We start from the raw sequence: 20,724 nt of genomic DNA on the forward strand, positions 1-20,724 counted from the left end.
TCGGCATTCCCGCGTCAAAATCCGCTGGAAACCAAGTTGCACTGCGAAAAATTTGTTCGCCAGATCAGACGAAGTATCGAGATGGAATTCTACGCCACGGACATATTGAGTGGCGGCGCGACGTGGTCCGGCAGCGGACAGACATAAGGCGTCTTGGTCGTCCGCTTCGTCAGATCGGCCTTCGCAGCCTTGATCAATTCCGGATCGGTCAATGCCTTGATGCCGAGCCCGGCCATGGCCTTGGCCGCCTGGACCATCGCCTTGTGGGCATGCGGGCTCTTGCCCTGCGCCACCACCTGCCAGGTGTGGAAGGGCGTGCCGATTGCAACCGTTGGTGCGTGAACCTGCACGGTCGGAACCACCCAGCTCACATCGCCCACGTCAGTCGAGCCGACCAGCGGGTTGCGCTTGGCATCGAGCGGCACCAGGAAATCGGCCAGCGGCCGATCCGTCGGCTCCATTCCGATCGCGTAGTAGACCGACGCGATGTCCTTGTCGGTCAGTGTCGCGCGGATCTGGCTGGCAAAGCCCTTGTCGCCGTCGTCGAAATGCGGCGGTCCGAGCTCTTCCATGACCCGGTGCAGCGCCTGCTCCAGCGGCGTGTTCGGCAGGATATTGGAGACTGCGGAGATGATCTTCATCTCGACCTTGGTCTCGGTCATCAAGGCCGCACCCTCCGCGATCTTGCTGACGCGCCCGACCAGTTCGTTCATGCCGGGAAGATCCCGGGCGCGAATGGAATAGCGGACGCGGGCGTGAGCCTGCACCACGTTCGGCGCAATGCCGCCGGTGTCCAGCAGTGCATAATGGACGCGCGCATCGCTCGGCATGTGCTCGCGCATGTAGTTCACGCCGACATTCATCAACTCGACCGCGTCTAGCGCGGAGCGGCCGAGATGGGGCGACGCTGCCGCATGCGAAGTGCGGCCGGTGAAGATGAAGTCGGCACGGGTGTTGGCGAGCGACGGCGTCACCGCGACTTCCCAGAAACTGTGCGGATGCCAGGTAATGGCGATATCGGCGTCCTCGAACGCGCCCGAGCGCACCATGAAGGCCTTGGCCGCGCCGCCTTCCTCCGCCGGGCAGCCGTAATAGCGCACGCGGCCGGGTACCTTGTTCTCGGCCAGCCAGTCCTTGACCGCGGTCGCGGCGAGCAGCGCAGCCGAGCCAAGCAGATTGTGACCGCAACCATGACCGTGACCGCCGGTCTCGACCGGACGGTGCTCGGCGACACCCGCCTCCTGGCTGAGGCCCGGTAGCGCATCGTATTCACCCATGAAGGCGATGACCGGCCCGCCCTCGCCCCATTCGCCCACCACCGCCGTCGGAATGCCCGCCACCTTCTCGGTGATGCGGAAACCCTGGTGGCGCAGCTCGGCGAGATGCTCGGCGGAGGAGCGCGCTTCGGTGTAGCAGACTTCGGGCATGCCCCAGACCTTGTCGCTGAGGTCGATGAAACGTCCCTTGATCGTGTCGATGCCACGCCAGATGTCGCTGCGGTTATCCATTGCCTTGGTCCGTGATTTCTTGGTCCAACGAAGCGGCAATGGTTAGCAGCTTCATTGGACCCCGCCTAGCATCTCGCGGGACACCAGCCATGCGACCGGTGCCGGATGGGCCGCCACCGAGCGACTTTGGACGAACAATTTCCGTCATCTTCGGCAATTCACGTCACGACATCTGGAATAGTTGCGGTCAAGTCTTTCAAGATGGCCTCCTCCGGCCTAAATTATGCTTGCTTCGCGCGTTGTTCCGCGGCCACGGCGGAACGATGCTCTCAGCCAGGAGAACTCCATGACCGTTCTGACCGAGTGGAGAGTGCCGCCCTCCAATCAGCCGCGTGCGAGCGACTACGGCTTCAATCTGGACCGTGCGCTCGCTTCCGTCGTCGGCGTCCACGCCATCATCCCGCCGGACGCCTTCAGCGCGGAAACGCTCGGCACCGAGCGCGCCGGCAACGGCGTCGTGATCGATGATGGGCTGGTGCTCACGATCGGCTATCTCATCACCGAGGCGGAATCTGTCTGGCTTCATCGCGGCGACGGACACGTCGTGGAAGGACATGTGCTCGGATTCGATGCCGTCACCGGCTTCGGCCTGGTGCAGGCGCTAGGCCGGCTCGACATCGAGCCGCTGCCGCTCGGCTCGTCCGCGGATGTCAGGATTGGTGACCGCGTCGTGGTCGGCGGCGCCGGAGGTCGGACACGCTCGGTCGCGAGCCAGATCGTCGCCAAGCAGGAATTTGCCGGTTACTGGGAGTATCTGCTCGACGAGGCCTTGTTCACCTATCCCGCTCATCCGAATTGGGGCGGCACGGGACTAATCAACGAGCGCGGCGAATTGATCGGCATCGGCTCGCTCCAGCTCGATCGCGAACGCGACGGCAAGGCCGAGCACGTCAACATGGTCGTGCCGATCGACCTATTGAAGCCGATCCTCGATGACCTCCGCAAATTTGGCCGCGTCAACAAGCCAGCGCGGCCATGGCTCGGGCTCTACTCGACAGAGATCGATAACCGCGTCGTGGTGATCGGGATTTCCGCCAATGGCCCCGCTGCTCGCGCCGAGCTCAAGACCGGCGACGTCATCCTCGCCGTTGACGGCGAGAAGGTCACGAGCCAGACGAGCTTCTACAAGAAGATGTGGTCGCTCGGCGCTGCCGGCGTCGACGTGCCTCTCACCGTGCATCATCAGGGCAGCGCGCATCATGAGGGCGTCACTTTCGACGTCACGGTGACGTCGACCGATCGCTTCAAGCTTCTGAAGGCGCCGAAGCTGCACTAAAAAATTGAACTAACTCCACCCAAAGGAAGCGGCAATGACCGAGGCCGTCGTTGACGACATCGTGGCCGTGCTGCCGCCATTGCTCAATGCACTGGAGGCGCTTGGCTACTTCGCCCGGCACTTGCATCCGCCGGCCTTCGGCTCGGTGATGAACGCGATCGGCACGCCTGACGATGCGTTGCAAAGCGCGCACGCCGCGATTGGGGAATGGCCGCAGCAGTTCGCGGGACTTCGCGAGCGGCTCGATCTTTCCTACAACGAGACGCTCGCCGCGTTTGCCGGCATCCGCGACGTCGAGCGTGGCAATGGCGATCTCGTCGCTGTCTTCCGCGCGCTGCGCCATCTCCCCCGCGCGCTTGAGGCGCTCTATCCCTTGTCGGTGCCATTCCCGCCAGTGAGCAATTTCTTCCTCAACACCTCCAATCGCGAGAATGAGGAGCTGCTATCACGACTTGAGGTCGGGCCGAGTGAGCACACCGGCATCTTCCACGATCACAACGAGCCCGGCAGCCGCGGCGGCTTCTCGATCTACGTGCCCGAATATTACACGCCCGATCGCGCCTGGCCGCTGGTGATGGCGCTGCATGGCGGCAGCGGCAATGGCCGCGGTTTTCTGTGGAGCTGGCTGCGCGATGCACGCAGCCAGGGTGCGATCCTGGTGGCGCCGACCGCGACCGGACAGACCTGGGCGCTGATGGGCGATGACACCGACACGCCCAACCTGATGCGCATCCTCGAAACCGTGCGCGGCCGCTGGACCATCGACGCCTCGCGCATGCTGCTATCAGGCATGAGCGACGGCGGCACCTTCTGCTATGTCAGTGGACTCGATGGCGCCTCGCCCTTCACCCATCTCGCGCCGGTGTCGGCAACCTTCCATCCGCTGATGGCGGAGATGGCCGACGCCACGCGGCTTCAGGGCCTGCCGATCTTCATCACCCATGGCAAGCTCGACTGGATGTTTCCGGTGCAGACCGCGCGGCAAACGCAAGCGGCACTCGGGGCCGCTGGTGCCGATGTCTGCTATCGCGAGATCGACGATCTCAGTCATACCTATCCGCGCGAGATCAACGCGGAGCTGCTGCAATGGCTGAACGGGGCGTGAACGAGGTGTCCTTACCCGCGCCCTACTCACGCGGAACCATTCACTCCGGGCCGACGTTATCCGCCCGACACACCGGAGGGTTCGCCATGCAGACTTTTCTCGGAATGATCCTGGGCGCGCTTCTGCTTGCTTGCGGCGTCTATGTCTATGATTCCATGCAGACGTCGTCCGTCGCCAATGGCGAGGTCGCGACCACCAATCGCACCATCGTGAACTGGGATGTCGCGAAGGCCGATTGGGACCTGCTGCGCGATCGCGCGCACAAGGACTGGGTCCGGATCTCGTCGAAGTAATTCGATCGACTGGACATGAACAAGGCGCCGTCGCGGGTCCGCGGCGGCGCCTTTGTACTGGCCTCGATCGGCGCAGCGATACGTCAGTTCATCTTGGCCTTGCGGGCGTCGGCGATGACCTGCTCGAATTGGTTCATGCTGAGCACGCCGGGGACGCGGTACTTGCCGACGATGAAGGACGGGGTGCCGTTGAAGCCGAAGGCTTCGGCCTGCTCGTTGTTGCGCTTGAGGATGGCGTCGATGTCTTTGCCATGCGCAGTGAGGTCGCCCTTGAGACGATCCATGTCGACGCCGACGGAGGCGAGCAGCTCGTTGATGCGCGATTCGGTCAGGCGCGAGCTGACGCCCATCATGGCGTCATGGGCCTTGTGATATTTGTCCTGGTATTTCGCGGCGAGCGCGATGCGGGCCGCCGTGACCGAGACCGGCCCGAGGATCGGCCAATCCTTCAAGACGAGCCTGACCTTGCCGTCGTCCTGGATGACCTGGCGCAACTCCGGCTCGAGCTTGCGGCAATAGGGGCAATTGTAGTCGGACCATTCAATGATACTGACGTTGCCATCGGGATTGCCGGCAACGGGTACGTCGGGATCGCGCAGCACCTTGGCTTCGGTCAGCACCTCGTCGTCACCAGTAGCCGCGCGTGCCAACGTGAGCCCACCAACCGCGAAGGCGCCCGCGCCCATCAAGGTCAGCGCCGTACGGCGCGTCGGCATGAGTCGCTTGTTTTCAGATCCAGCCATATCTCGTCCCGTTTCGGTCCCATCTCCGCAAATACGCGTCGAGACCTGCACTTGTTACGGCTTATATAGAGTGTCGCGAGGACGATGTCATCGCGCCAGCAGCGTAACCACCAGGGGGACCAGGAACGAGGTCACCAAAGCGTTCAAGCTCATGGCAATGCCGGAGAACACGCCGGCGATCTCGTCGACCTGGAACGCACGGGCCGTCCCGATGCCATGCGCGGCAAGCCCGGCGGCAAAACCGCGGGCGCGGAAGTCAGTCACGCCGGTGTGGTTCATCAGCGGTGTGACGATAATGGCGCCCATGATTCCGGTGAGGATCACAGCAACTGCCGTGAGCGATGGGTCCGCATGCAAGGATTCGGCGATACCCATGGCGACGCCCGCCGTGACCGACTTCGGCGCCAGCGACAGCACCACATCGCGCGGCAGGCCGGCGAGCTGCGCCAGCAGCACGACCGACACCACGGCCGCCACCGAGCCCACCACCAGCGCCACCAGCATGGGCACGATCGATGAAACTACGCGCCTACGGTTCTCGTAGAGCGGCACCGCGAGGGCGACGGTGGCGGGCCCGAGCAGGAAGTGCACGAACTGCGCACCAGCGAAATAGGTGGTGTAGGAGGTGCCTGTCACGAGCAGGAACGCCCCGATGATCCACATCGCATGCAGGACGGGATTGGCGAGTGGATGGCGCCGCGTCGCCAGCGACACGGCATCCGTGGACGCATAGACGAGCAGCGTCACCGTCAGCCAGAGCAGCGGTGATTGCGACAAGTAGACCCATAGCGAGAACGGATTGTCCTTCATTGGACATCCTCTTGTCGCAACAAAACGGCTGACCAGGCGGAAGGTCAGCACGGTCACCAGCAAAGTCATGACAACCGAGGCCGCAAGGATCAGAACGATGGCAACGCCATGAGAGGCGAGCAGATCGAGCTTCTGCACAACGCCGACGCCGGCAGGCACGAACAGCAGCGACAGATGCGCTAGCAGCCCCTTGCTCGCCGTCTCCACGCCGTCATTCCGGAGCGGCCCATGCGCCAGCAGTGCAAACCGGTCGCGGGCGAGCAGCAGGATCAGAAGCAGGAGCAGGCCGAGCACAGGCCCCGGCAGCGGCAGGCCGAGGCCGCGGACCACGGCCTCGCCGATCAATTGGCAGAGCAGGATGAGGCTGAGACTTGCGAGCATGGCGCATCAAGGGATGCGCCGCGGGGCTTGTCAATTGCCGCTAGGCGCGGGACGCGCGCGGTTCGTGCGAAGCGGTCGCGCGGGGCAGCATCGCCATCAGTGTGCCGGTCATGGTCGCGATCTGCGTGGTCTTGCCCTCGCATTCGGCAAAAGCTCTGGCTTCGCAGAAGGTGAGCGTGCGGCCGGGCTTGACCACCTCGGCCTTGAAGACAAAGCGTTCGCCGCGGGCAGGCGCAAGCAGCGTGGTCTTGAACTCGACCGTGAGGATATCGGCCTCGCAAGGCATCAGCGTGAAGGCGGCGACGCCGCAGGCATTGTCTAGCCCCGCGGTGATGATGCCGGCATGGACAAAGCCGTTCTGCTGCGTGAAGGCGGCCGAAATGCAGCATGGCAAGCTCGACCTCGCCCGGCGCGATGCGGACGATCACGATGCCGAGCGTGTGCATTGCCGGCTGCCGCTCGAACATCGCGATGGCCGCCGCACGATAGCCCGGGTTTTTCGGCTCGAACCCAGCCACGGCTCAGGCCTCGACCGGTTCGACAAGATAGCGCAGAGCGGTCTCGCGGATGGTCTCCGCGAACGGGGCGGATTTGCGGAGGCTGCGGTCCATATGCACCGCCGTGATCTCGCAGAACGCGGCGATCTGGTCCGTCTCGGCATTCGTCATGTCGTGCCGGAAACGGATCGACTTGTCGCGCAGCTCGAGCAGGTGACTGCGGACCTGGATGATGTCGCCGGCGAGCAGCTCGCGCTTGTAGGTGATGTTCTGCTGCACCGCGGCCATGCCGCGACCGGAGATGCGCAGATAGCTCGGCGTCAGCCCGAGCCGGGCGAACAGATTCCAATTGGCCTCGTCGAATTTGCCGACATACCACATGATGTTCATGTGGCCGACATGATCGCACTGCCAGGGACAGACCGTGCCGCGATAGGTCGCCTCCTGCTGCATCGTCAGTCCCGCCCTCGCTCATGTTTTCATTTTGATACGGTAGCGTATCAAGCGCGGAACGCGTTAGCAATACGGCACCGTATCAAGAACCGGTGAGGACTTCCTTCATGAACGACGGCAAAGGCGACGTCTGGGTCGAGGCAGGGTTCAAGGAGCTTGCCCGTGCAGGTGTCGAGGGTGTCAGGGTCGAGTTGCTCGCCAAGAATCTGGGCGTCACCAAAGGCGGCTTCTACCGCCGCTTCGCCGACCGCGCCGCGCTGCTCGAGGCCATGCTGGTGCACTGGCGCGAGGGCCGCTCGGCCTCGATCGCACAGCAGACCAGCCTCGACGGCGAAGCGCCCCGCGAACGGCTGAAGGCGGTGATCCAGCTCTATTCCGAGCGGCTTAATCCGGAAGGCATGGCGATCGAGCTCGCGATCAGGCAATGGGCGCGTTCAGACGAGAGCGCTGCGGCGGCGGTCGCAGGTGTCGACGCGGCGCGGCTCAGGCACGTGGCCGAACTCTATCGCGCGACCGGCCTCGCGGCCGAGGAGGCCGAGGCACAGGCCTTCCTGTTCTACTGCTTTATCTTCGGCCAGAGCCTGTTGTTCGTCGAGCGCGGCCCACGCAAGCGGTCGCAGCTCGTAGCGAAATCGGCCGAGAAGCTGCTGGACTAAAGCGATCCGAAAAAGGGTGCAGCGGCTTTCCGAAACGATCATGCTCAAACAATAGAAGAGGCCGGAGCCCTGGCTCCGGCCTCGACGTCATCTTGAAGCCTCAGGCTGCGCCTTTCAGCTTCTTGTTGCATTCGCTGTAATAGCCGCCGCCCTTTTCGATCCACTTCATGCCGCCATTGCCGTTGGTGGTCTTGTTGGCATTGTACTGGTCGACACAGGTGTGGAGGCGGGCCTTGCCGGCGGTCTCCTTGGCATATTTCGGATCAACCGCGTTCGGGAAGATCGCGGGGCCGGCCGGCATGGTCGGGGCCGGAGCAGCAGCGGGGGCAGCCTCCTTCTTGGCTTGCTTCGGCTCGGCAGCGGGCGGAAGCGCAGCCGGGGCGGCCGCAGCAGGCGCAGCGGCGGGTGTTGCGTCGGCGCCGCACTGGGCCTTGCGGAAGTCATTCCACTTCATGGTGCCGAGCGAACCGTCCTTCTTGGCGGCCTGATATTTCGCGCTGCACTCCTGCGAGGTCAGCGCCTGGGCTGGCGCGCTCACCACCAGCGCGGCAACGCCCGACACCGCAATTGCACACAACAATTTGGCTTGAATGGTCATCCTTGGTCTCCCTCAGGGAAGCAAACGAGGATTGCTATCCTAGCGTGCCGGCGACTTCGGACAAGGAAGCGATGCTGCTCGGGGCTAAAATATAGTGATCGCGCCGTTCAGGTTTATTCATGTGGCGTTCAGCAACGCGGGTCGACGTTCGCGGCCTCCGCAACTCTCGCAAGAAGAGCCACATCATGACCCTTGCCTCCCGCCTCGCCGTCGTCGCGATCGCATCCCTGTTCGCCACCGGCACCGCCTTCGCCCAGACCGCGGCGCCGGCCGCCAAGACCGATGCCGCCGCCACCACAGACAAGAAGGCGCCGAAGGAGCACTCGGCCGAGTCGCTGGAATGCTCCAAGCAGGCGGACGCCAAGGGCCTGCATGGCAAGGAGCGCAAGAAATTCCGCTCCGAGTGCATCAAGACCGCAAAGGCCGGCGGCGCCGCCATGCCAGCGCCGGCCGCCGACAAGAAGTAAATCCGTCACAATCCTCTCCTCGCGCTTGGCGAGAGGCGTACGCATTGCGGCATGACGTACCCGCAATTGTGCCCCTCTCGCCGATTTGCGATAAGGCGGCGTGAAGCAAATCACCGCCTCCCTTCCATTCGAATGGCCGAGCCGTGCCAAGGTTTTGAGCACCGCGGAAACGCTCATCATCGGTGCCGCCGGTGGCGTGGTCTTCCTGGTCGCGGCACTTCCGGGCGGCTTGATCTCCGGCTCGATGATCGCGGTCGGGATCGCCGCGATCGCCGGACGCCAGCTTGCGGTGCCGGCGCTCCTGACCCAGACCGTGCTGGTGCTGCTCGGCATTTCGCTGGGCTCGGTGGTCTCGCGCCATCTGATCCAGCAGGTCAGTGCCTATCCGCTGACCATCGGGCTTCTGGCGCTTGCCACCTTCTGCTCGACCTTCGGCTCCAGCTATTACCTCCAGCGCGTTCATGGCTGGGACCGCACCTCGGCCTTCCTCGCCGGCAGCCCCGGCGCGCTCTCGCAAATCACCATCCTGGCGGTTGAGCGCGGCGCCGATTTGCCTGGAATCGCGGTGGTGCAGACCATGCGCGTGATCATCCTGACCGCGGCGCTGCCGATGGTGCTGGCGATCGCAGGCATGGCGCCCTCCGTCTCGCCGTCTCTGACGACCGCGATCGCCTCGCCACTCGGTCTTGTGGGACTGGTTGCCGCTTCGCTGGCGGCGTCGTTCGTGCTGCGGCTCATCAAGTTTCCGGCGAGCTGGATGTTCGGCGCGATGATCGCCTCCAGCGTGCTGCACGGCGCGGGCTGGGTCGACGGCGGCCTGCCGAACTGGGTGCGCGGCGTGTCGCTGGTCGGCATCGGCGCGCTGATCGGCAGCCGTTTTGCGCGGATGCGCATCAAGACGCTGGCTGGCCATATCAATGCCGCGCTCGGCTCATTCGCCGTCGCCATTGCCGTCTCCGCCATCTTCGTCGGCATCGTCGCACTCACCACGCAGGTCAAGTTCTCGGACGTCGTCGTTGCCTTCGCGCCCGGCGCGATGGATGCGATGCTGGCGCTGGCGCTGACGCTGCACATCGATCCGATCTTCGTCGGGGCTCATCATCTGTCGCGCTTCGTGTTCGTCACGATCGCGACGCCTGGTATCGTGCACCTGTTCGGCCGCACCCAGGACGATGTCGACGACTAGCCGCCCTCTGCGGCGGCTTGTCCCTTCAGCGCGGCAAGCTGCGCCTCGAGCTCCGCAATCCGCTGATCCCTGGCGGCTAGCGCCGCCGCCACATCGGGAGCGTCGAACTTTTGCGGAATGTGCTGCGGGCAGTTGGTGTCCCAGGCCTCGATCTTGAAGAGAATCACCTGCTCGGGCCGGGCGCGATAGCCCTTGGGCATCAACTCATCCGTCAGCGCATCGTCATCCTCGACAACGCGCGCCTCACCCCAGATCTTCACCCGGCGGCGATGGGCGTAGTCCATCACGAAGATGTAAGCCTTGGCGTTCTCGGACAGGTTTCCCTGGGTGATGTATTGCCGGTTGCCGGCGTAGTCCGCGAAGGCGAGCGTTTGCTTGTCCAACACCTTCAAGAAGCCCTTCGGGCCGCCGCGATGCTGAATGTAGGGCTGGCCATCGGCCGAAGCCGTCGCGAAGTAGAAGCTGTTGGCGTCACCCAGAAAAGCCGCGAGGTTCTCGTCGACCTCGGTGCGCCATCCCCGTTGCTCGGCATGGGCATAACCTTCGCGAGATCCCTTTCGGGTCTGGATTGATTTCACTGCCGGCGAGAAGGCGACGTCGCTGGCGTAGGTGCGAATTGCAGTCATCGGAATGTCTCCTGAAATCCCGGCGCATCGTTGCGTCTTTCTCCACTCGAAAATGGACCTTTCGACGATCAAAACAATCACCCTGCTTGACACTACATAATTGCGATATATGCAATAATGCCATGGACCGCCTTGAGGCAATGAATGTTTTCGTCACGGTCGCCGACCTGCGCGGCTTTGCGCCGGCGGCGCGCAAGCTGCGGCTGTCGCCCTCGGCGGTAACGCGGCTGATCGCAGCGCTGGAGGACCATCTCGGCGCGCGCCTGCTGCAACGGACCACGCGGCAGGTGAGATTGACCGACGTCGGCACGCGCTATCTGGAACGCGCGCGGCGGATTCTCGCCGACGTCGAGGAGGCCGACGGCTCGGCGCGGGAGGAGCGCAACCGGCCGAGCGGGCGGCTGGTGGTATCGGCCCCGGTCGGTTTCGGCCGGCTCCATGTCGGGCCTGTGATGACCGACTATCTCACGCGCCACCCCGAGGTCGTGGCCGAGCTCAGGCTATCGGACAATCTCGTCAACCTCGTCGAGGACGCCGTCGATGCCGCGGTGCGGATCGGTCATCTCGCCGATTCCTCGCTGGTCGCGCGCCAGGTCGGCGAGATGCGGCGGATCACGGTGGCAACGCCCGGCTATCTCAAGCGCCACGGCGAGCCGAGGACGCCGCAGGCGCTGGCCGAGCACCAGACCATTCTGTTCGGCCCCGCAACGGCGTGGCGCTTCACGCAAGATGGCCGCGACATCGAGGTGACGCCGACCCCGCGATTCACCAGCAACAGTGCCGACGCCGCTCTGCAATATGCGGAGGCGGGCGGCGGTATCACGCGCGTGCTGGCCTATCAGGCCGCCGAAGGTCTGAAGCGGGGACGGCTGAAGATCCTGCTGGCGAAATACGAGCAGCCAGCGCTCCCCATCCACATCGTCTACCCGACCTCGCGCCTGCTGTCGGCCAAGGTGCGCGCGTTCATCGATCTCGTGGTGGAGACGACGGACTGGAAGTTTGGCTAGGCTTTAGCCCTTCTTGGGCACCACCCGGAACGTGCCGCTGGCCCGTGCGATCACGACGCCGTCGGCCTTGATCAGGCTCTGTGCGAAGCAGATCGTCTTGCCGGTCTTGATCACCTCGCTCTCGATCGAACACCATTGGCCGATCTCGGCCGAGCCGACGAAATCGATCGACAGCGAGACCGTCACGAAGGAGGTGGTCCAGTTCGTCGCCTGCGCACAGCTATAGCCCATGGCGTTGTCGGAGAGCGCGGTGATCAGCCCGCCATGGATCAAGCCACGGCCGTTGGTGTGCGGTCTTGCCAGCCTGAGGCCGATAATGACGGCCTTGTCGGTCTTCTTCGCGTAGAGCGGCTCCCAGGGTTCGGTGAGCGGGCTCTTGCGGGAGAGCGGTTCGAAGCCATCGGGGATGTCGATTGAGGTCATTGATGTCTCGCGTCGCTGGTTTGTCGCCATTGAACGCGATGGACGTGACGAACGCATCAATTACAAAGTTTTAAACGGGATTTGCGCGCGTGTTTGAAATGAACGGCGCCGTCATTGCGAGGAGCTCTTGCGACGAAGCAATCCAGACTGCCTCCGCGGAAGGCTTCCTGGATTGCTTCGCTGCGCCCGCAATGACCTGCGGAGAGAGTACGACACCGTCTTGGCCGCCCCTAAAACGGCAAGCCCACATAGTTCTCCGACAGCGAAGTCATCGCCGCCTGCGATTGCGTGACGTAGTCGAGCTCGGCGATTTGGATGCGCGCGCCGATGCTGCCATTGTCGGGGAATTTGTGCAGCATCGAGGTCATCCACCAGGAGAAGCGCACGGCCTTCCAGACGCGTGCAAGCGCCTTGGCCGAATACCCATCGATGCCGGCGCTTGATTTCTCCTCGTAGAACTCGCGGAGCGCGCTCGACAGGTAATGCGCATCGCTGGCGGCGAGGTTCAGCCCCTTGGCCCCGGTCGGCGGTACGATGTGGGCGGCATCGCCGCACAGGAACAGCTTGCCGAAGCGCATCGGCTCGGCGACGAAGCTGCGCAAGGGCGCGATGCTCTTCTCGATCGAGGGGCCGGTGATGAGGCTGTCGGCGGCCTCCTGGTCGAGCCGGCGCTTCAATTCGTCCCAGAAGCGATCGTCCGGCCACTGATCGACATGGTCGTCGAGCGAGCACTGCACGTAATGCCGGCTGCGCTGCATCGAGCGCATGGTGCAGAGCGCAAAACCCCGGGCGTGGTTGGAATAGATCAGTTCGTGGCTGACCGGCGGCGTCTCGGACAAGATGCCGAGCCAGCCGAATGGATAGACCCGCTCGAACTCCTCGATCGCCGAAGCCGGCACGCTGGCGCGGCTAACGCCGTGGAAGCCGTCGCAGCCGGCGATAAAGTCGCAATCGAGCGTGTGGGTGACGCCGTCCTTGACCCAGGTTACACGCGTGTGACTACCGTCAAAATCATGCGGCTGCACATCCTTGGCCTCGTAGACGGTGGTGAGGCCGGCGGCCTTGCGCGCATTCATGAGGTCGAGCGTGACCTCGGTCTGGCCGTAGATCATGACGGTCTTGCCAGTCGCGGCCTTCATGTCGATGCGGTGACGACGACCGGCGAAGGCGAGTTCGATGCCTTCATGCACGAGACCTTCGGCGTGCGCCCGCACACCGGCGCCGACCTGGTCCAGCAGTGCGACAGTTCCTTCCTCCAGGAGGCCCGCGCGGATGCGACCGAGCACGTAATCCGGGCTCTGGCGCTCGAGAATGAAATTATCGATGCCGTATTGGTGCAGAAGTTGCCCAAGCAACAATCCCGCCGGCCCCGCCCCGATGATTGCGACTTTTGTCCGCAATACTTGCTCCTCCCGATCCTGTAGGCTTTTCGTCGCGGCTCGCTTGTCGCGTTGCTCCGCACAGGATAATTATAACATATAACGGTTTGGCAAAAGGGGAGGCTGGTCGCCGGGCAGCGACAAATCCATGCAACATCGCTGACGTAGATGACGCAGCACTTCCGGCTTGAACGCGCCGGACAATTAGATAACATGTTAACTAACGAGACCGGGCCATCGAAGCCCGCCGTCACAAAGAGGGAGAGACACGTGATGAGGAAGGCCTGTCTGGCTTTGCTGCTGGCAGCAAGCGTGACGCCTGCATTCGCGCAGGACAAAACCGTCGATTTGAAGGTCTCGCACTGGGTGCCGGCGTCGCACCCGCTGCAAAAGTCTCTTGAAGACTGGGTGGCCGCAGTCAACAAGGATTCCGGCGGCACCATTACCGGCAAGGTGTTTCCCGCCCAGCAGCTCGGCAAGGCGTTCGACCATTACGACATGGCGCGCGACGGCATTGCCGACGTCACCTATGTCAACCCCGGTTACCAGCCCGGCCGCTTCCCGATCATCGGCGCCGGCGAATTGCCGTTCCTGATCTCGGACGCAAAGGGTGGTTCGGAGGGTCTGGACGCCTGGTACCGCAAATATGCCGAGAAGGAGATGAAGGACGTCAAGTACTGCCTCGCCTTCGTCCACTCGCCTTCGTCCTTCCACTCGCGCACCAAGAAGATCGTGATGCCGGAGGACGTGAAGGGCATGAAGATCCGCCCCGCGCACGCCACCATGGCGAACTTCGTTACCGCGCTTGGCGGCACCAACGTGCAGTCCTCCGCCCCTGAAGTGCGCGACATCATCGAGCGCGGCGTCGCCGACGGCGTCACCTTCCCCTGGGGCTCCCTGGTGCTGTTCGGCATCGACAAAGTGACCAAGTTCCACATGGACGCGCCGCTCTACACCACGACCTTCGTGTTCGTGATGAACAAGGACAAGTACAATGCGATGTCCGACAAGCAGAAGGCCGCGGTCGACAAGAACTGCTCGACCGAGATGGCGGGCGTGGTCGGCGAACACTGGGGCAAGTTCGAAGATGCCGGCATCGACAAGGTGAAGGCGGAAGAAGGTCACGAGGTCTACAAGCTGACCCCTGACCAGACCGCCGCCTGGAAGAAGGCCGCCGAGCCGCTGGTCAAGACCTGGAGTGATGGCGCCAAGAAGGCCGGCATCGATCCCGACGCCGCAATGGCGGAATTGAAGGCGTCGCTGAAGAAGTACAACGCATTGGCGGAGTAATACCGCGACCTCCTCTTCTCCCTCGCCCCGTTCTTACGGGGGCGCGACGAGCTTCGCTCGCGCTGAGAGGGTTGGGGTGAGGGGCTGTCTCCGCAAAGAAAGTGACAGACGGACTCGCGGAGAGTCCCCCTCACCCGGAACCCGCGCTTACGCGCGCATTCCGGCCTCTCCCCGCACGCGGGGAGAGGCGAAGTGCGCGGCGAGATCCGGATCAAGACCATGACAGCACATGACGAGATAATCCCACCTAGACGCTCCTGGATGGACCGCGTCATCGACACGATCGAATGGATCGCCGCCGCCTTCGTCGGCATCGTCGCGCTCGACATCTTTCTGTCCGTGCTGCTGCGCAACACGCTGAACTATTCGATCCCTGATTCCTTCGACATCGGTCGCATGCTGCTCGGCATCCTGATCTTCTGGGGCATCGCGGCAACCTCTTATCGCGGCACGCACATCACGGTCGATCTGGTCTGGGGCAATGTCGGACCGCGCTACCAGCGCTGGATCGACGTGTTCGCGACGCTGGTGCTGCTGTTCGTGGTCACGGTGCAGACCTGGACGCTGTTCGACAAGGTGCGCGGCACCTACAACGACAACGTCCAGACGTTCGACATGCACATGCCAACCTGGCCATTCTTCGCAATCGCCTGGATCGGCGACGTCTCGGCCGTTCTGCTGATCGCGATCCGCACCTACCGATTGATCTTTCATCCCGAAGACATGCACGATCCCAAGCTGAAGGCGACGGAATAATCATGAGCACCGATGCCGTCGCCGTTATCGGCTTCATTTCCCTGTTTGCCCTGATGCTGCTGCGCGTGCCCGTCGGCATGGCGATGGGCCTCGTCGGCGTCTCCGGCTTCTCCTATCTGGTCGGCGCGACGCCTGCGTTGAAGCTGGTCGGCCAGACTTCGATGCGCACGGTCACCGACTACACGTTCGGCGTCATCCCGATGTTCCTGCTGATGGGCTCCTTTGTCAGCAATTCCGGCATGAGCCGGGAGCTGTTCCGCGCCGCCAACGGTTTTGTCGGACATTTGCGCGGCGGGCTTGGCATCGCGACCGTCGGCGCCTGCGGCGGCTTTGCCGCGATCTGCGGCTCTTCCGTCGCGACCGCTGCGACCTTCTCCGCCGTCGCCTATCCCGAGATGCGCCGCTTCGGCTATCCGCAGTCGTTTGCCACAGGCGTGATCGCGGCCGGCGGCACCCTCGGCGCGATGCTGCCGCCCTCCACCGTGCTCGCCGTCTACGGCATCATCACCGAGCAGGACATCGGCAAGCTCTTCATCGCCGGCATCATCCCGGGCCTACTGGCGATGTCCATGTACATGATCACGATCTTCCTGATCGGCTATTTCCGCCCCAACTTCCTGCCCAAGGGCAAGGTGCTGCCCTGGCGGGAGCGTTTCGCCGGGCTGAAAGACATCTGGGCGCCGGTCCTGCTGTTCGTGTTCGTGATCGGCGGCCTCTACGGCCTGCCGTTCCTGCCGCGTTTCACCCCGACCGAGGCCGGCGGCGTCGGCGCCACCGGGGCTTTCATCATCGGCGTCGTCACGGGGCGGCTCGATCGGGAGAAGATCCTGGCCTCGCTGCTCCAGGCGACACGAACCGCGGCCGCCGTGTTCACCGTGCTGATCGGCGCGCTGATCTTCGGCTACTTCCTCACGGTGACGCAGACGCCGCAGAAGGTGACCGAATTTCTCACTGGCCTTGGCCTCGGCCCCTACGGTGTGCTGGCGCTGATCATGGTGATGTATCTCGTGCTCGGCTGCCTGATGGACGCCATGGCGATGATCATCCTGACCGTGCCGATCATCTTCCCTGTCATCACGCATCTCGGCTTCGACCCGATCTGGTTCGGCGTCATCATCGTGATGACGGTCGAACTCGGCCTGATCCATCCGCCCGTCGGCATGAACGTCTTTGTCATCAAGAGCGTGGTGAAGGACGTCTCGTTCTCCACCATCTTCAAGGGCGTGATCCCGTTCGTTGCGACAGATCTCGTGCGCCTGGTGATCCTGATCGCCTTCCCGCTGCTGGCGACATGGCTGCCGACGCGAATGATGGCGCACTAGGGAGGCGGAGCGATGACGACACCGACGCTTGAAACGAAGTACAGCTTCACCATCACCGCCCGCATCGGCGATGTCGTCACCGCCGGCGAGACCGGCATCGGCGTCCGCCGCATCATCCCGATCATCGGCGGCGAGGTAACGGGCGCGATATCAGGCAAGGTGCTGCCCTTCGGCGCGGACTTCCAAACCATCCGCCCCAACGAGCTGATCGACCTCGAGGCCAAATACGCCTTCGAGACCGACGACGGCGCCGTCGTCTATGTCGAGAACAAGGGCATGCGCTTCGGGCCGGTCGAGCTCTTGCAAAAGCTCAAGCGCGGCGAGCCCGTCGATCCCAAGCTGATCTATTTCCGCACCGTGCCGAGATTCGAGACGGGTCACGAGAAGTATCGCTGGCTGATGGAGCACATTTTTGTCGGCTCAGCCGCGCGGCATGCGGATCGCGTGGTGATCGACGTGCATCAGGTTGGCTAGCCTCATCCATTGACCGGCAACCAAATGTGTATAAATACACACGATGGATTGCCGGGATATCATCTCGGCCCTTCAAAAGGACGGCTGGGTCCAGGTGGCTCAGAAGGGCAGCCATTTGCAGTTCAAGCCCCCCTCGAAGACGGGTTGCGTCACGGTCCCTCATCCCAAACGGGACATTCCCCTCGGCACGTTGAAGAGCATTGAGAAACAGTCCGGCCTGAAGTTGAGGTAAGATGCGTCACTATATCGGTCTGATCCATAAGGACGTTGACAGCGATTTTGGCGTGTCGTTTCCCGACCTCCCGGGAGTCGTGACGGCGGGAGCAACTCTGGACGAAGCGCGTGACATGGCCGAGGAAGCCCTGGCGCTGCATCTCGAGGGCATGTCCGAAGACGGAGAAGCGATCCCCGAGCCTTCATCACTCGAGGACATCATGTCGAATCCCGAAAATCGCTCGGGCGTTGCCATTCTGGTGTCGGTCAAGGAGGCCCAGCCAAAGATCGTGCGCGTCAATGTCACCCTGCCCGGCGACGTCCTGGAGCAGATCGACAAATATGCAGAAGCGCATGGCTACACGCGCTCAGGCCTGCTTGCGCAGGCCGCGAAGAAATTGATGACCGACGCCCGCTGAGGCGCTTCCGCATATGACGCGGTAGCAGTCCGATTGCCCTGCCACGCCACGGAGTCCTCTTCGGCCGCCAAGGCTGACCATATTGACTCCCGCCAAATTCGTTATACAACATAACTATTCTGATAAGGACGCAAATGACACAGGGAAACGCCGAGACCGCTGCCGCGGGCGCCTCCGGGTTGCTGCAAATCGAGAGGGTGGACCGGGTTCTGACCGTGGGTCTGAACCGGCCGGCCAAGCGCAATGCGCTCAATGACGGCATCATCCTCGAAATCGGCGAATGTTTTGCGTCCCTGCCCGAGGATATCGGCGCAGTGGTCATTCACGGCATCGGCGACCATTTTTCCAGCGGCCTCGACCTCTCCGAACTCCAGGACCACGACGCCACCGGCGGCCTCTTGCATTCGCAGATGTGGCACCGGGTATTCGATCGCATTCAATATAGCCGCGTCCCCGTCATCGCCGCGCTGAAGGGCGCCGTGATCGGCGGCGGGCTGGAGCTTGCCTGCGCGGCGCATATCCGCGTCGCCGAGCCCTCGACCTATTTTGCCCTGCCTGAAGGGCAGCGCGGCATCTTCGTCGGCGGGGGTGGCTCGGTGCGGCTGCCGCGCCTGATCGGCGTCGCCAGGATGATGGACATGATGCTGACCGGTCGCGTCTATAGCGCGACCGAGGGCGCGTCCTACGGCTTTGCGCAATATGTCACCGAGGCCGGCAACGGGCTTCCCAAGGCGCTGGAGCTTGCGACCAAGATCGCGTCCAACGCGCCGCTGACGAATTTCGCCGTGCTCCAGGCGCTGCCGATGATCGCGGAAGCCAATCCGCAGACGGGTCTTCTGATGGAATCGCTGATGGCCACCGTTGCGCAGAGCGACAAGGAAGCAAAACGCAGGATCCGCGAGTTCCTCGAGCACAAGACCGCCAAGGTAAAGCCGAAGTCATGAGCGCACAGCCGTCCTCGCCCAGCGCAGAGCGCAGCGTGAGCAATTCTCCGCTGCGGCCGATCTCGTTCGGCGATCCCGTCGTCGACGTCGAACGGCGCGCCGATGGCACGATCTATCTGCGGCCGAAGCAACCGCTCGGAAATTATCCCGTCCGCATCACCGATCGTCTGCATCACTGGGCGACGACGACGCCGGACCGCATCTTCATGGCCGAGCGCGAAGGCGGCCGCGGCTGGCGCAAGATCACCTATGCCGAGCTACTCACCGCGAGCCGGCATATCGCCTCAGGCCTGATCCAGCGCGGCCTGTCGGCGGAGCGGCCGGTCGTCATTCTCTCCGGCAATTCGATCGACCACGCATTGCTCGCCTTCGGAGCCTTCTATGCTGGCATTCCGTTCTGCCCGGTGTCGCCGGCCTATTCCCTGGTGTCGAAGGATTACGGCAAGCTCGCATACTTGATGAAGCTGCTGACGCCAGGCCTCGTTTTCGCAGAGGATGCCGACAAGTTTGCGGACGCGCTCGCTGCCAATGTCTCGCTCGGCACCGAGATCGCGGCGTCCTACGGCCAAGTGCCGGGCCGCGACGTCACCCTGCTCGCCGACCTGATGGCAACGCCTGTTCGCGGCGACCTCGACGAGCTGCATGAGAAGATCGGGCCCGACACGATCGCAAAATTCCTGCTGACGTCGGGCTCAACGGGCAATCCCAAGGCTGTCATCAACACCCAGCGCATGATCTGCGCCAACCAGGTCATGCTGCGCGAGACGCTTGCCTTCCTCAAGGATGAGCCGCCTGTCATCATCGACTGGTTGCCCTGGAATCATACTTTTGGGGGCAACCACAATATCGGGCTGACGCTGTACAACGGCGGCTCGATGTATCTCGACGCCGGCAAGCCGATCCCCGGCGGCATCGAGGAAACCGTGCGAAATCTCCAGGAGATTTCGCCGACGGTCTATTTCAACGTGCCCAAGGGCTACGAATCGCTGCTGCCTTATCTGCGCGACGATCAGGGCCTGCGTGCAAAATTCTTCGACCGGCTGCATGCGATGTTCTTCTCCGGCGCGGCGCTGTCGCCGTTCGTCTGGGACAGTCTCGATGAGCTCGCGGTGAAGGAAAAAGGCTACCGCGTGCCGATGCTCACGGGCCTTGGCGCGACCGAGACTGCGCCGTTCTTCATGTCGGTCAATCCGCGCACCAGCCGCTCCGGCCATGTCGGCCTCCCCGTCTCTGGCAACGAGGCGAAGCTGGTGCCGAACAACGGCAAGCTCGAGGTCCGTGCCAAGGGGCCGAACGTGATGCCCGGCTACTGGCGCCAAGCCGACATCAGCGCAAAGTCCTTCGATGAAGAAGGCTTCTACAAGATGGGCGATGCGCTCAAGCCCGCCGACCCCGACGATCTCAACGCCGGCTTCGATTTCGACGGCCGCGTCAGCGAGGACTTCAAGCTCGCGAGCGGCACCTGGGTCAGCGTCGGCCCGCTGCGTGCGCGCCTCACCGCCGCCTGCGCGCCGCTGGTGCGCGACGTTGTCATCGCCGGCATCAACCGCGACGAGGTCTCCGCACTCGTCGTCCTCGATCTCGACGGCTGCCGCCTGGTCAATCCGACGCTACCGGCCGACAATCTCACCGTTACCGCACGCGACCGCCTGGTGCGGGAGGCTTTTCGCGAGCGCCTGACGCGCTTCCTCAGCCAGGCCACCGGCTCCTCGACGCGCGTCACGCGCGCGATCCTGATGGACACACCGCTCTCGATCGACAAGGGCGAGGTTACCGACAAGGGCTCGATCAACCAGCGCGCGGTGCTGGAGCATCGCGGCGCCCTGATCGAGGAGCTCTATGCTGCCAATCCATCGGACCGTGTGATATCGGTCGCTTAAGAAACCATCGCACCAGGA

The 20,724-nt window shown here is 63.4% G+C and carries 23 protein-coding genes and 2 pseudogenes; 15 read left to right on the forward strand and 10 right to left on the reverse strand.

The window, feature by feature from the left end; translation table 11 throughout:
• Positions 1 to 89: 89 nt before the first annotated feature.
• Entirely contained in the window at positions 90 to 1,508 is a 1,419-nt protein-coding gene (locus tag Q0687_RS33265; protein WP_298886379.1) for a M20 family metallopeptidase, read from the reverse strand.
• Positions 1,509 to 1,794: 286 nt separating this feature from the next.
• On the opposite strand from Q0687_RS33265, the gene Q0687_RS33270 reads away from it, so the two are divergent.
• The 3 genes from Q0687_RS33270 (at position 1,795) to Q0687_RS33280 (ending at position 4,182) form a co-directional block, all read left to right on the forward strand.
• Positions 1,795 to 2,784, forward strand: a complete 990-nt coding sequence (locus tag Q0687_RS33270) for a S1C family serine protease (RefSeq protein ID WP_298886382.1) — start codon at positions 1,795 to 1,797, stop codon at positions 2,782 to 2,784.
• 34 nt (positions 2,785 to 2,818) lie between these two features.
• Complete coding sequence (locus Q0687_RS33275; protein ID WP_298886385.1) at positions 2,819 to 3,889, forward strand: phospholipase; 1,071 nt, start codon at positions 2,819 to 2,821, stop codon at positions 3,887 to 3,889.
• An 86-nt stretch (positions 3,890 to 3,975) separates the two neighbouring features.
• Entirely contained in the window at positions 3,976 to 4,182 is a 207-nt protein-coding gene (locus Q0687_RS33280) for a hypothetical protein (RefSeq protein ID WP_298886388.1), read from the forward strand.
• 83 nt (positions 4,183 to 4,265) lie between these two features.
• On the opposite strand, the gene Q0687_RS33285 is transcribed toward Q0687_RS33280, so the two are convergent.
• The 5 genes and pseudogenes from Q0687_RS33285 to Q0687_RS33305 form a co-directional block, all read right to left on the reverse strand.
• A complete protein-coding gene (locus tag Q0687_RS33285; protein WP_298886391.1) occupies positions 4,266 to 4,925 on the reverse strand; it encodes a DsbA family protein in 660 nt (219 codons plus the stop codon).
• 87 nt (positions 4,926 to 5,012) lie between these two features.
• Complete coding sequence (locus Q0687_RS33290; RefSeq protein WP_298886586.1) at positions 5,013 to 5,735, reverse strand: LrgB family protein; 723 nt, start codon at positions 5,733 to 5,735, stop codon at positions 5,013 to 5,015.
• Between the two features lie 24 nt (positions 5,736 to 5,759).
• A pseudogene (locus tag Q0687_RS33295) lies at positions 5,760 to 6,116 on the reverse strand (CidA/LrgA family protein); the annotation flags it as partial.
• A gap of 40 nt (positions 6,117 to 6,156) precedes the next feature.
• Positions 6,157 to 6,634, reverse strand: a pseudogene (locus Q0687_RS33300) (PaaI family thioesterase).
• A gap of 3 nt (positions 6,635 to 6,637) precedes the next feature.
• Positions 6,638 to 7,066 carry an acyl-CoA thioesterase gene (locus tag Q0687_RS33305; protein WP_298886394.1) on the reverse strand — a complete coding sequence of 143 codons (429 nt, stop codon included), beginning with the start codon at positions 7,064 to 7,066 and terminating at the stop codon, positions 6,638 to 6,640.
• A 107-nt stretch (positions 7,067 to 7,173) separates the two neighbouring features.
• Between Q0687_RS33305 and Q0687_RS33310 the strand changes: the two genes are divergently transcribed.
• Positions 7,174 to 7,722, forward strand: coding sequence for a TetR/AcrR family transcriptional regulator (locus Q0687_RS33310; RefSeq protein ID WP_298886397.1), 549 nt, complete (start codon positions 7,174 to 7,176; stop codon positions 7,720 to 7,722).
• A gap of 100 nt (positions 7,723 to 7,822) precedes the next feature.
• On the opposite strand, the gene Q0687_RS33315 is transcribed toward Q0687_RS33310, so the two are convergent.
• Positions 7,823 to 8,320 carry a hypothetical protein gene (locus Q0687_RS33315; protein WP_298886399.1) on the reverse strand — a complete coding sequence of 166 codons (498 nt, stop codon included), beginning with the start codon at positions 8,318 to 8,320 and terminating at the stop codon, positions 7,823 to 7,825.
• A 185-nt stretch (positions 8,321 to 8,505) separates the two neighbouring features.
• Between Q0687_RS33315 and Q0687_RS33320 the strand changes: the two genes are divergently transcribed.
• Both Q0687_RS33320 and Q0687_RS33325 read left to right on the forward strand, forming a co-directional pair.
• Positions 8,506 to 8,787 (forward strand): PsiF family protein, encoded by a 282-nt coding sequence (locus tag Q0687_RS33320; protein ID WP_298886401.1) that lies wholly within the window; start codon positions 8,506 to 8,508, stop codon positions 8,785 to 8,787.
• Between the two features lie 100 nt (positions 8,788 to 8,887).
• Positions 8,888 to 9,973, forward strand: coding sequence for an AbrB family transcriptional regulator (locus Q0687_RS33325; RefSeq protein WP_298886404.1), 1,086 nt, complete (start codon positions 8,888 to 8,890; stop codon positions 9,971 to 9,973).
• Here the strand turns inward: Q0687_RS33325 and Q0687_RS33330 are convergent.
• A complete protein-coding gene (locus Q0687_RS33330) occupies positions 9,970 to 10,599 on the reverse strand; it encodes a pyridoxamine 5'-phosphate oxidase family protein (RefSeq protein WP_298886407.1) in 630 nt (209 codons plus the stop codon). The two genes, Q0687_RS33325 and Q0687_RS33330, sit on opposite strands and share 4 nt — an antisense overlap.
• Before the next feature lie 122 nt (positions 10,600 to 10,721).
• Here Q0687_RS33330 and Q0687_RS33335 point away from each other — a divergent pair, with 122 nt between their 5' ends.
• Positions 10,722 to 11,606 carry a LysR family transcriptional regulator gene (locus Q0687_RS33335; protein ID WP_298886410.1) on the forward strand — a complete coding sequence of 295 codons (885 nt, stop codon included), beginning with the start codon at positions 10,722 to 10,724 and terminating at the stop codon, positions 11,604 to 11,606.
• 3 nt (positions 11,607 to 11,609) lie between these two features.
• Here Q0687_RS33335 and Q0687_RS33340 read toward each other — a convergent pair whose 3' ends face one another.
• Positions 11,610 to 12,029, reverse strand: coding sequence for a PaaI family thioesterase (locus Q0687_RS33340; protein ID WP_298886414.1), 420 nt, complete (start codon positions 12,027 to 12,029; stop codon positions 11,610 to 11,612).
• A 230-nt stretch (positions 12,030 to 12,259) separates the two neighbouring features.
• Positions 12,260 to 13,429 (reverse strand): 4-hydroxybenzoate 3-monooxygenase, encoded by a 1,170-nt coding sequence (pobA, locus tag Q0687_RS33345; protein ID WP_298886417.1) that lies wholly within the window; start codon positions 13,427 to 13,429, stop codon positions 12,260 to 12,262.
• Between the two features lie 252 nt (positions 13,430 to 13,681).
• Here pobA and Q0687_RS33350 point away from each other — a divergent pair, with 252 nt between their 5' ends.
• The 8 genes from Q0687_RS33350 to Q0687_RS33385 all read left to right on the forward strand — a co-directional run bounded on the left by Q0687_RS33350 (position 13,682) and on the right by Q0687_RS33385 (position 20,706).
• A complete protein-coding gene (locus Q0687_RS33350; protein WP_298886420.1) occupies positions 13,682 to 14,698 on the forward strand; it encodes a TRAP transporter substrate-binding protein in 1,017 nt (338 codons plus the stop codon).
• Positions 14,699 to 14,917: 219 nt separating this feature from the next.
• Positions 14,918 to 15,454 (forward strand): TRAP transporter small permease, encoded by a 537-nt coding sequence (locus Q0687_RS33355; protein ID WP_298886422.1) that lies wholly within the window; start codon positions 14,918 to 14,920, stop codon positions 15,452 to 15,454.
• A 2-nt stretch (positions 15,455 to 15,456) separates the two neighbouring features.
• Positions 15,457 to 16,776, forward strand: a complete 1,320-nt coding sequence (locus Q0687_RS33360) for a TRAP transporter permease (protein WP_298886425.1) — start codon at positions 15,457 to 15,459, stop codon at positions 16,774 to 16,776.
• Between the two features lie 12 nt (positions 16,777 to 16,788).
• Entirely contained in the window at positions 16,789 to 17,250 is a 462-nt protein-coding gene (locus tag Q0687_RS33365; protein WP_298886428.1) for a DUF3237 domain-containing protein, read from the forward strand.
• Positions 17,251 to 17,293: 43 nt separating this feature from the next.
• A complete protein-coding gene (locus tag Q0687_RS33370) occupies positions 17,294 to 17,482 on the forward strand; it encodes a type II toxin-antitoxin system HicA family toxin (RefSeq protein ID WP_298886430.1) in 189 nt (62 codons plus the stop codon).
• 1 nt (position 17,483) lies between these two features.
• The gene (locus tag Q0687_RS33375) at positions 17,484 to 17,882 is read left to right on the forward strand and encodes a type II toxin-antitoxin system HicB family antitoxin (RefSeq protein ID WP_298886432.1); all 399 of its coding nucleotides are present in this window, start codon (positions 17,484 to 17,486) and stop codon (positions 17,880 to 17,882) included.
• Positions 17,883 to 18,016: 134 nt separating this feature from the next.
• The gene (locus Q0687_RS33380) at positions 18,017 to 18,826 is read left to right on the forward strand and encodes a crotonase/enoyl-CoA hydratase family protein (RefSeq protein WP_298886435.1); all 810 of its coding nucleotides are present in this window, start codon (positions 18,017 to 18,019) and stop codon (positions 18,824 to 18,826) included.
• Positions 18,823 to 20,706: a feruloyl-CoA synthase gene (locus Q0687_RS33385; protein WP_298886438.1), complete on the forward strand. Its 1,884-nt coding sequence runs from the start codon at positions 18,823 to 18,825 to the stop codon at positions 20,704 to 20,706. The genes Q0687_RS33380 and Q0687_RS33385 overlap by 4 nt, the downstream gene beginning before the upstream one ends.
• The last annotated feature ends 18 nt before the right edge of the window (positions 20,707 to 20,724 follow it).

Origin of the sequence: uncultured Bradyrhizobium sp. (genome assembly GCF_936928535.1) — a bacterium.
Lineage (GTDB): Bacteria > Pseudomonadota > Alphaproteobacteria > Rhizobiales > Xanthobacteraceae > Bradyrhizobium.

Bases quoted from the DNA above. Each gene is read 5' to 3' on its own strand.
- Q0687_RS33265 (WP_298886379.1), bottom strand. From the start codon at position 1,508: ATGGATAACCGCAGCGACATCTGGCGTGGCATCGACACGATCAAGGGA.
- Q0687_RS33270 (WP_298886382.1), top strand. From the start codon at position 1,795: ATGACCGTTCTGACCGAGTGGAGAGTGCCGCCCTCCAATCAGCCGCGT.
- Q0687_RS33275 (WP_298886385.1), top strand. From the start codon at position 2,819: ATGACCGAGGCCGTCGTTGACGACATCGTGGCCGTGCTGCCGCCATTG.
- Q0687_RS33280 (WP_298886388.1), top strand. From the start codon at position 3,976: ATGCAGACTTTTCTCGGAATGATCCTGGGCGCGCTTCTGCTTGCTTGC.
- Q0687_RS33285 (WP_298886391.1), bottom strand. From the start codon at position 4,925: ATGGCTGGATCTGAAAACAAGCGACTCATGCCGACGCGCCGTACGGCG.
- Q0687_RS33290 (WP_298886586.1), bottom strand. From the start codon at position 5,735: ATGAAGGACAATCCGTTCTCGCTATGGGTCTACTTGTCGCAATCACCG.
- Q0687_RS33305 (WP_298886394.1), bottom strand. From the start codon at position 7,066: ATGCAGCAGGAGGCGACCTATCGCGGCACGGTCTGTCCCTGGCAGTGC.
- Q0687_RS33310 (WP_298886397.1), top strand. From the start codon at position 7,174: ATGAACGACGGCAAAGGCGACGTCTGGGTCGAGGCAGGGTTCAAGGAG.
- Q0687_RS33315 (WP_298886399.1), bottom strand. From the start codon at position 8,320: ATGACCATTCAAGCCAAATTGTTGTGTGCAATTGCGGTGTCGGGCGTT.
- Q0687_RS33320 (WP_298886401.1), top strand. From the start codon at position 8,506: ATGACCCTTGCCTCCCGCCTCGCCGTCGTCGCGATCGCATCCCTGTTC.
- Q0687_RS33330 (WP_298886407.1), bottom strand. From the start codon at position 10,599: ATGACTGCAATTCGCACCTACGCCAGCGACGTCGCCTTCTCGCCGGCA.
- Q0687_RS33335 (WP_298886410.1), top strand. From the start codon at position 10,722: ATGGACCGCCTTGAGGCAATGAATGTTTTCGTCACGGTCGCCGACCTG.
- Q0687_RS33340 (WP_298886414.1), bottom strand. From the start codon at position 12,029: ATGACCTCAATCGACATCCCCGATGGCTTCGAACCGCTCTCCCGCAAG.
- Q0687_RS33350 (WP_298886420.1), top strand. From the start codon at position 13,682: ATGAGGAAGGCCTGTCTGGCTTTGCTGCTGGCAGCAAGCGTGACGCCT.
- Q0687_RS33355 (WP_298886422.1), top strand. From the start codon at position 14,918: ATGACAGCACATGACGAGATAATCCCACCTAGACGCTCCTGGATGGAC.
- Q0687_RS33360 (WP_298886425.1), top strand. From the start codon at position 15,457: ATGAGCACCGATGCCGTCGCCGTTATCGGCTTCATTTCCCTGTTTGCC.
- Q0687_RS33365 (WP_298886428.1), top strand. From the start codon at position 16,789: ATGACGACACCGACGCTTGAAACGAAGTACAGCTTCACCATCACCGCC.
- Q0687_RS33370 (WP_298886430.1), top strand. From the start codon at position 17,294: ATGGATTGCCGGGATATCATCTCGGCCCTTCAAAAGGACGGCTGGGTC.
- Q0687_RS33375 (WP_298886432.1), top strand. From the start codon at position 17,484: ATGCGTCACTATATCGGTCTGATCCATAAGGACGTTGACAGCGATTTT.
- Q0687_RS33380 (WP_298886435.1), top strand. From the start codon at position 18,017: ATGACACAGGGAAACGCCGAGACCGCTGCCGCGGGCGCCTCCGGGTTG.
- Q0687_RS33385 (WP_298886438.1), top strand. From the start codon at position 18,823: ATGAGCGCACAGCCGTCCTCGCCCAGCGCAGAGCGCAGCGTGAGCAAT.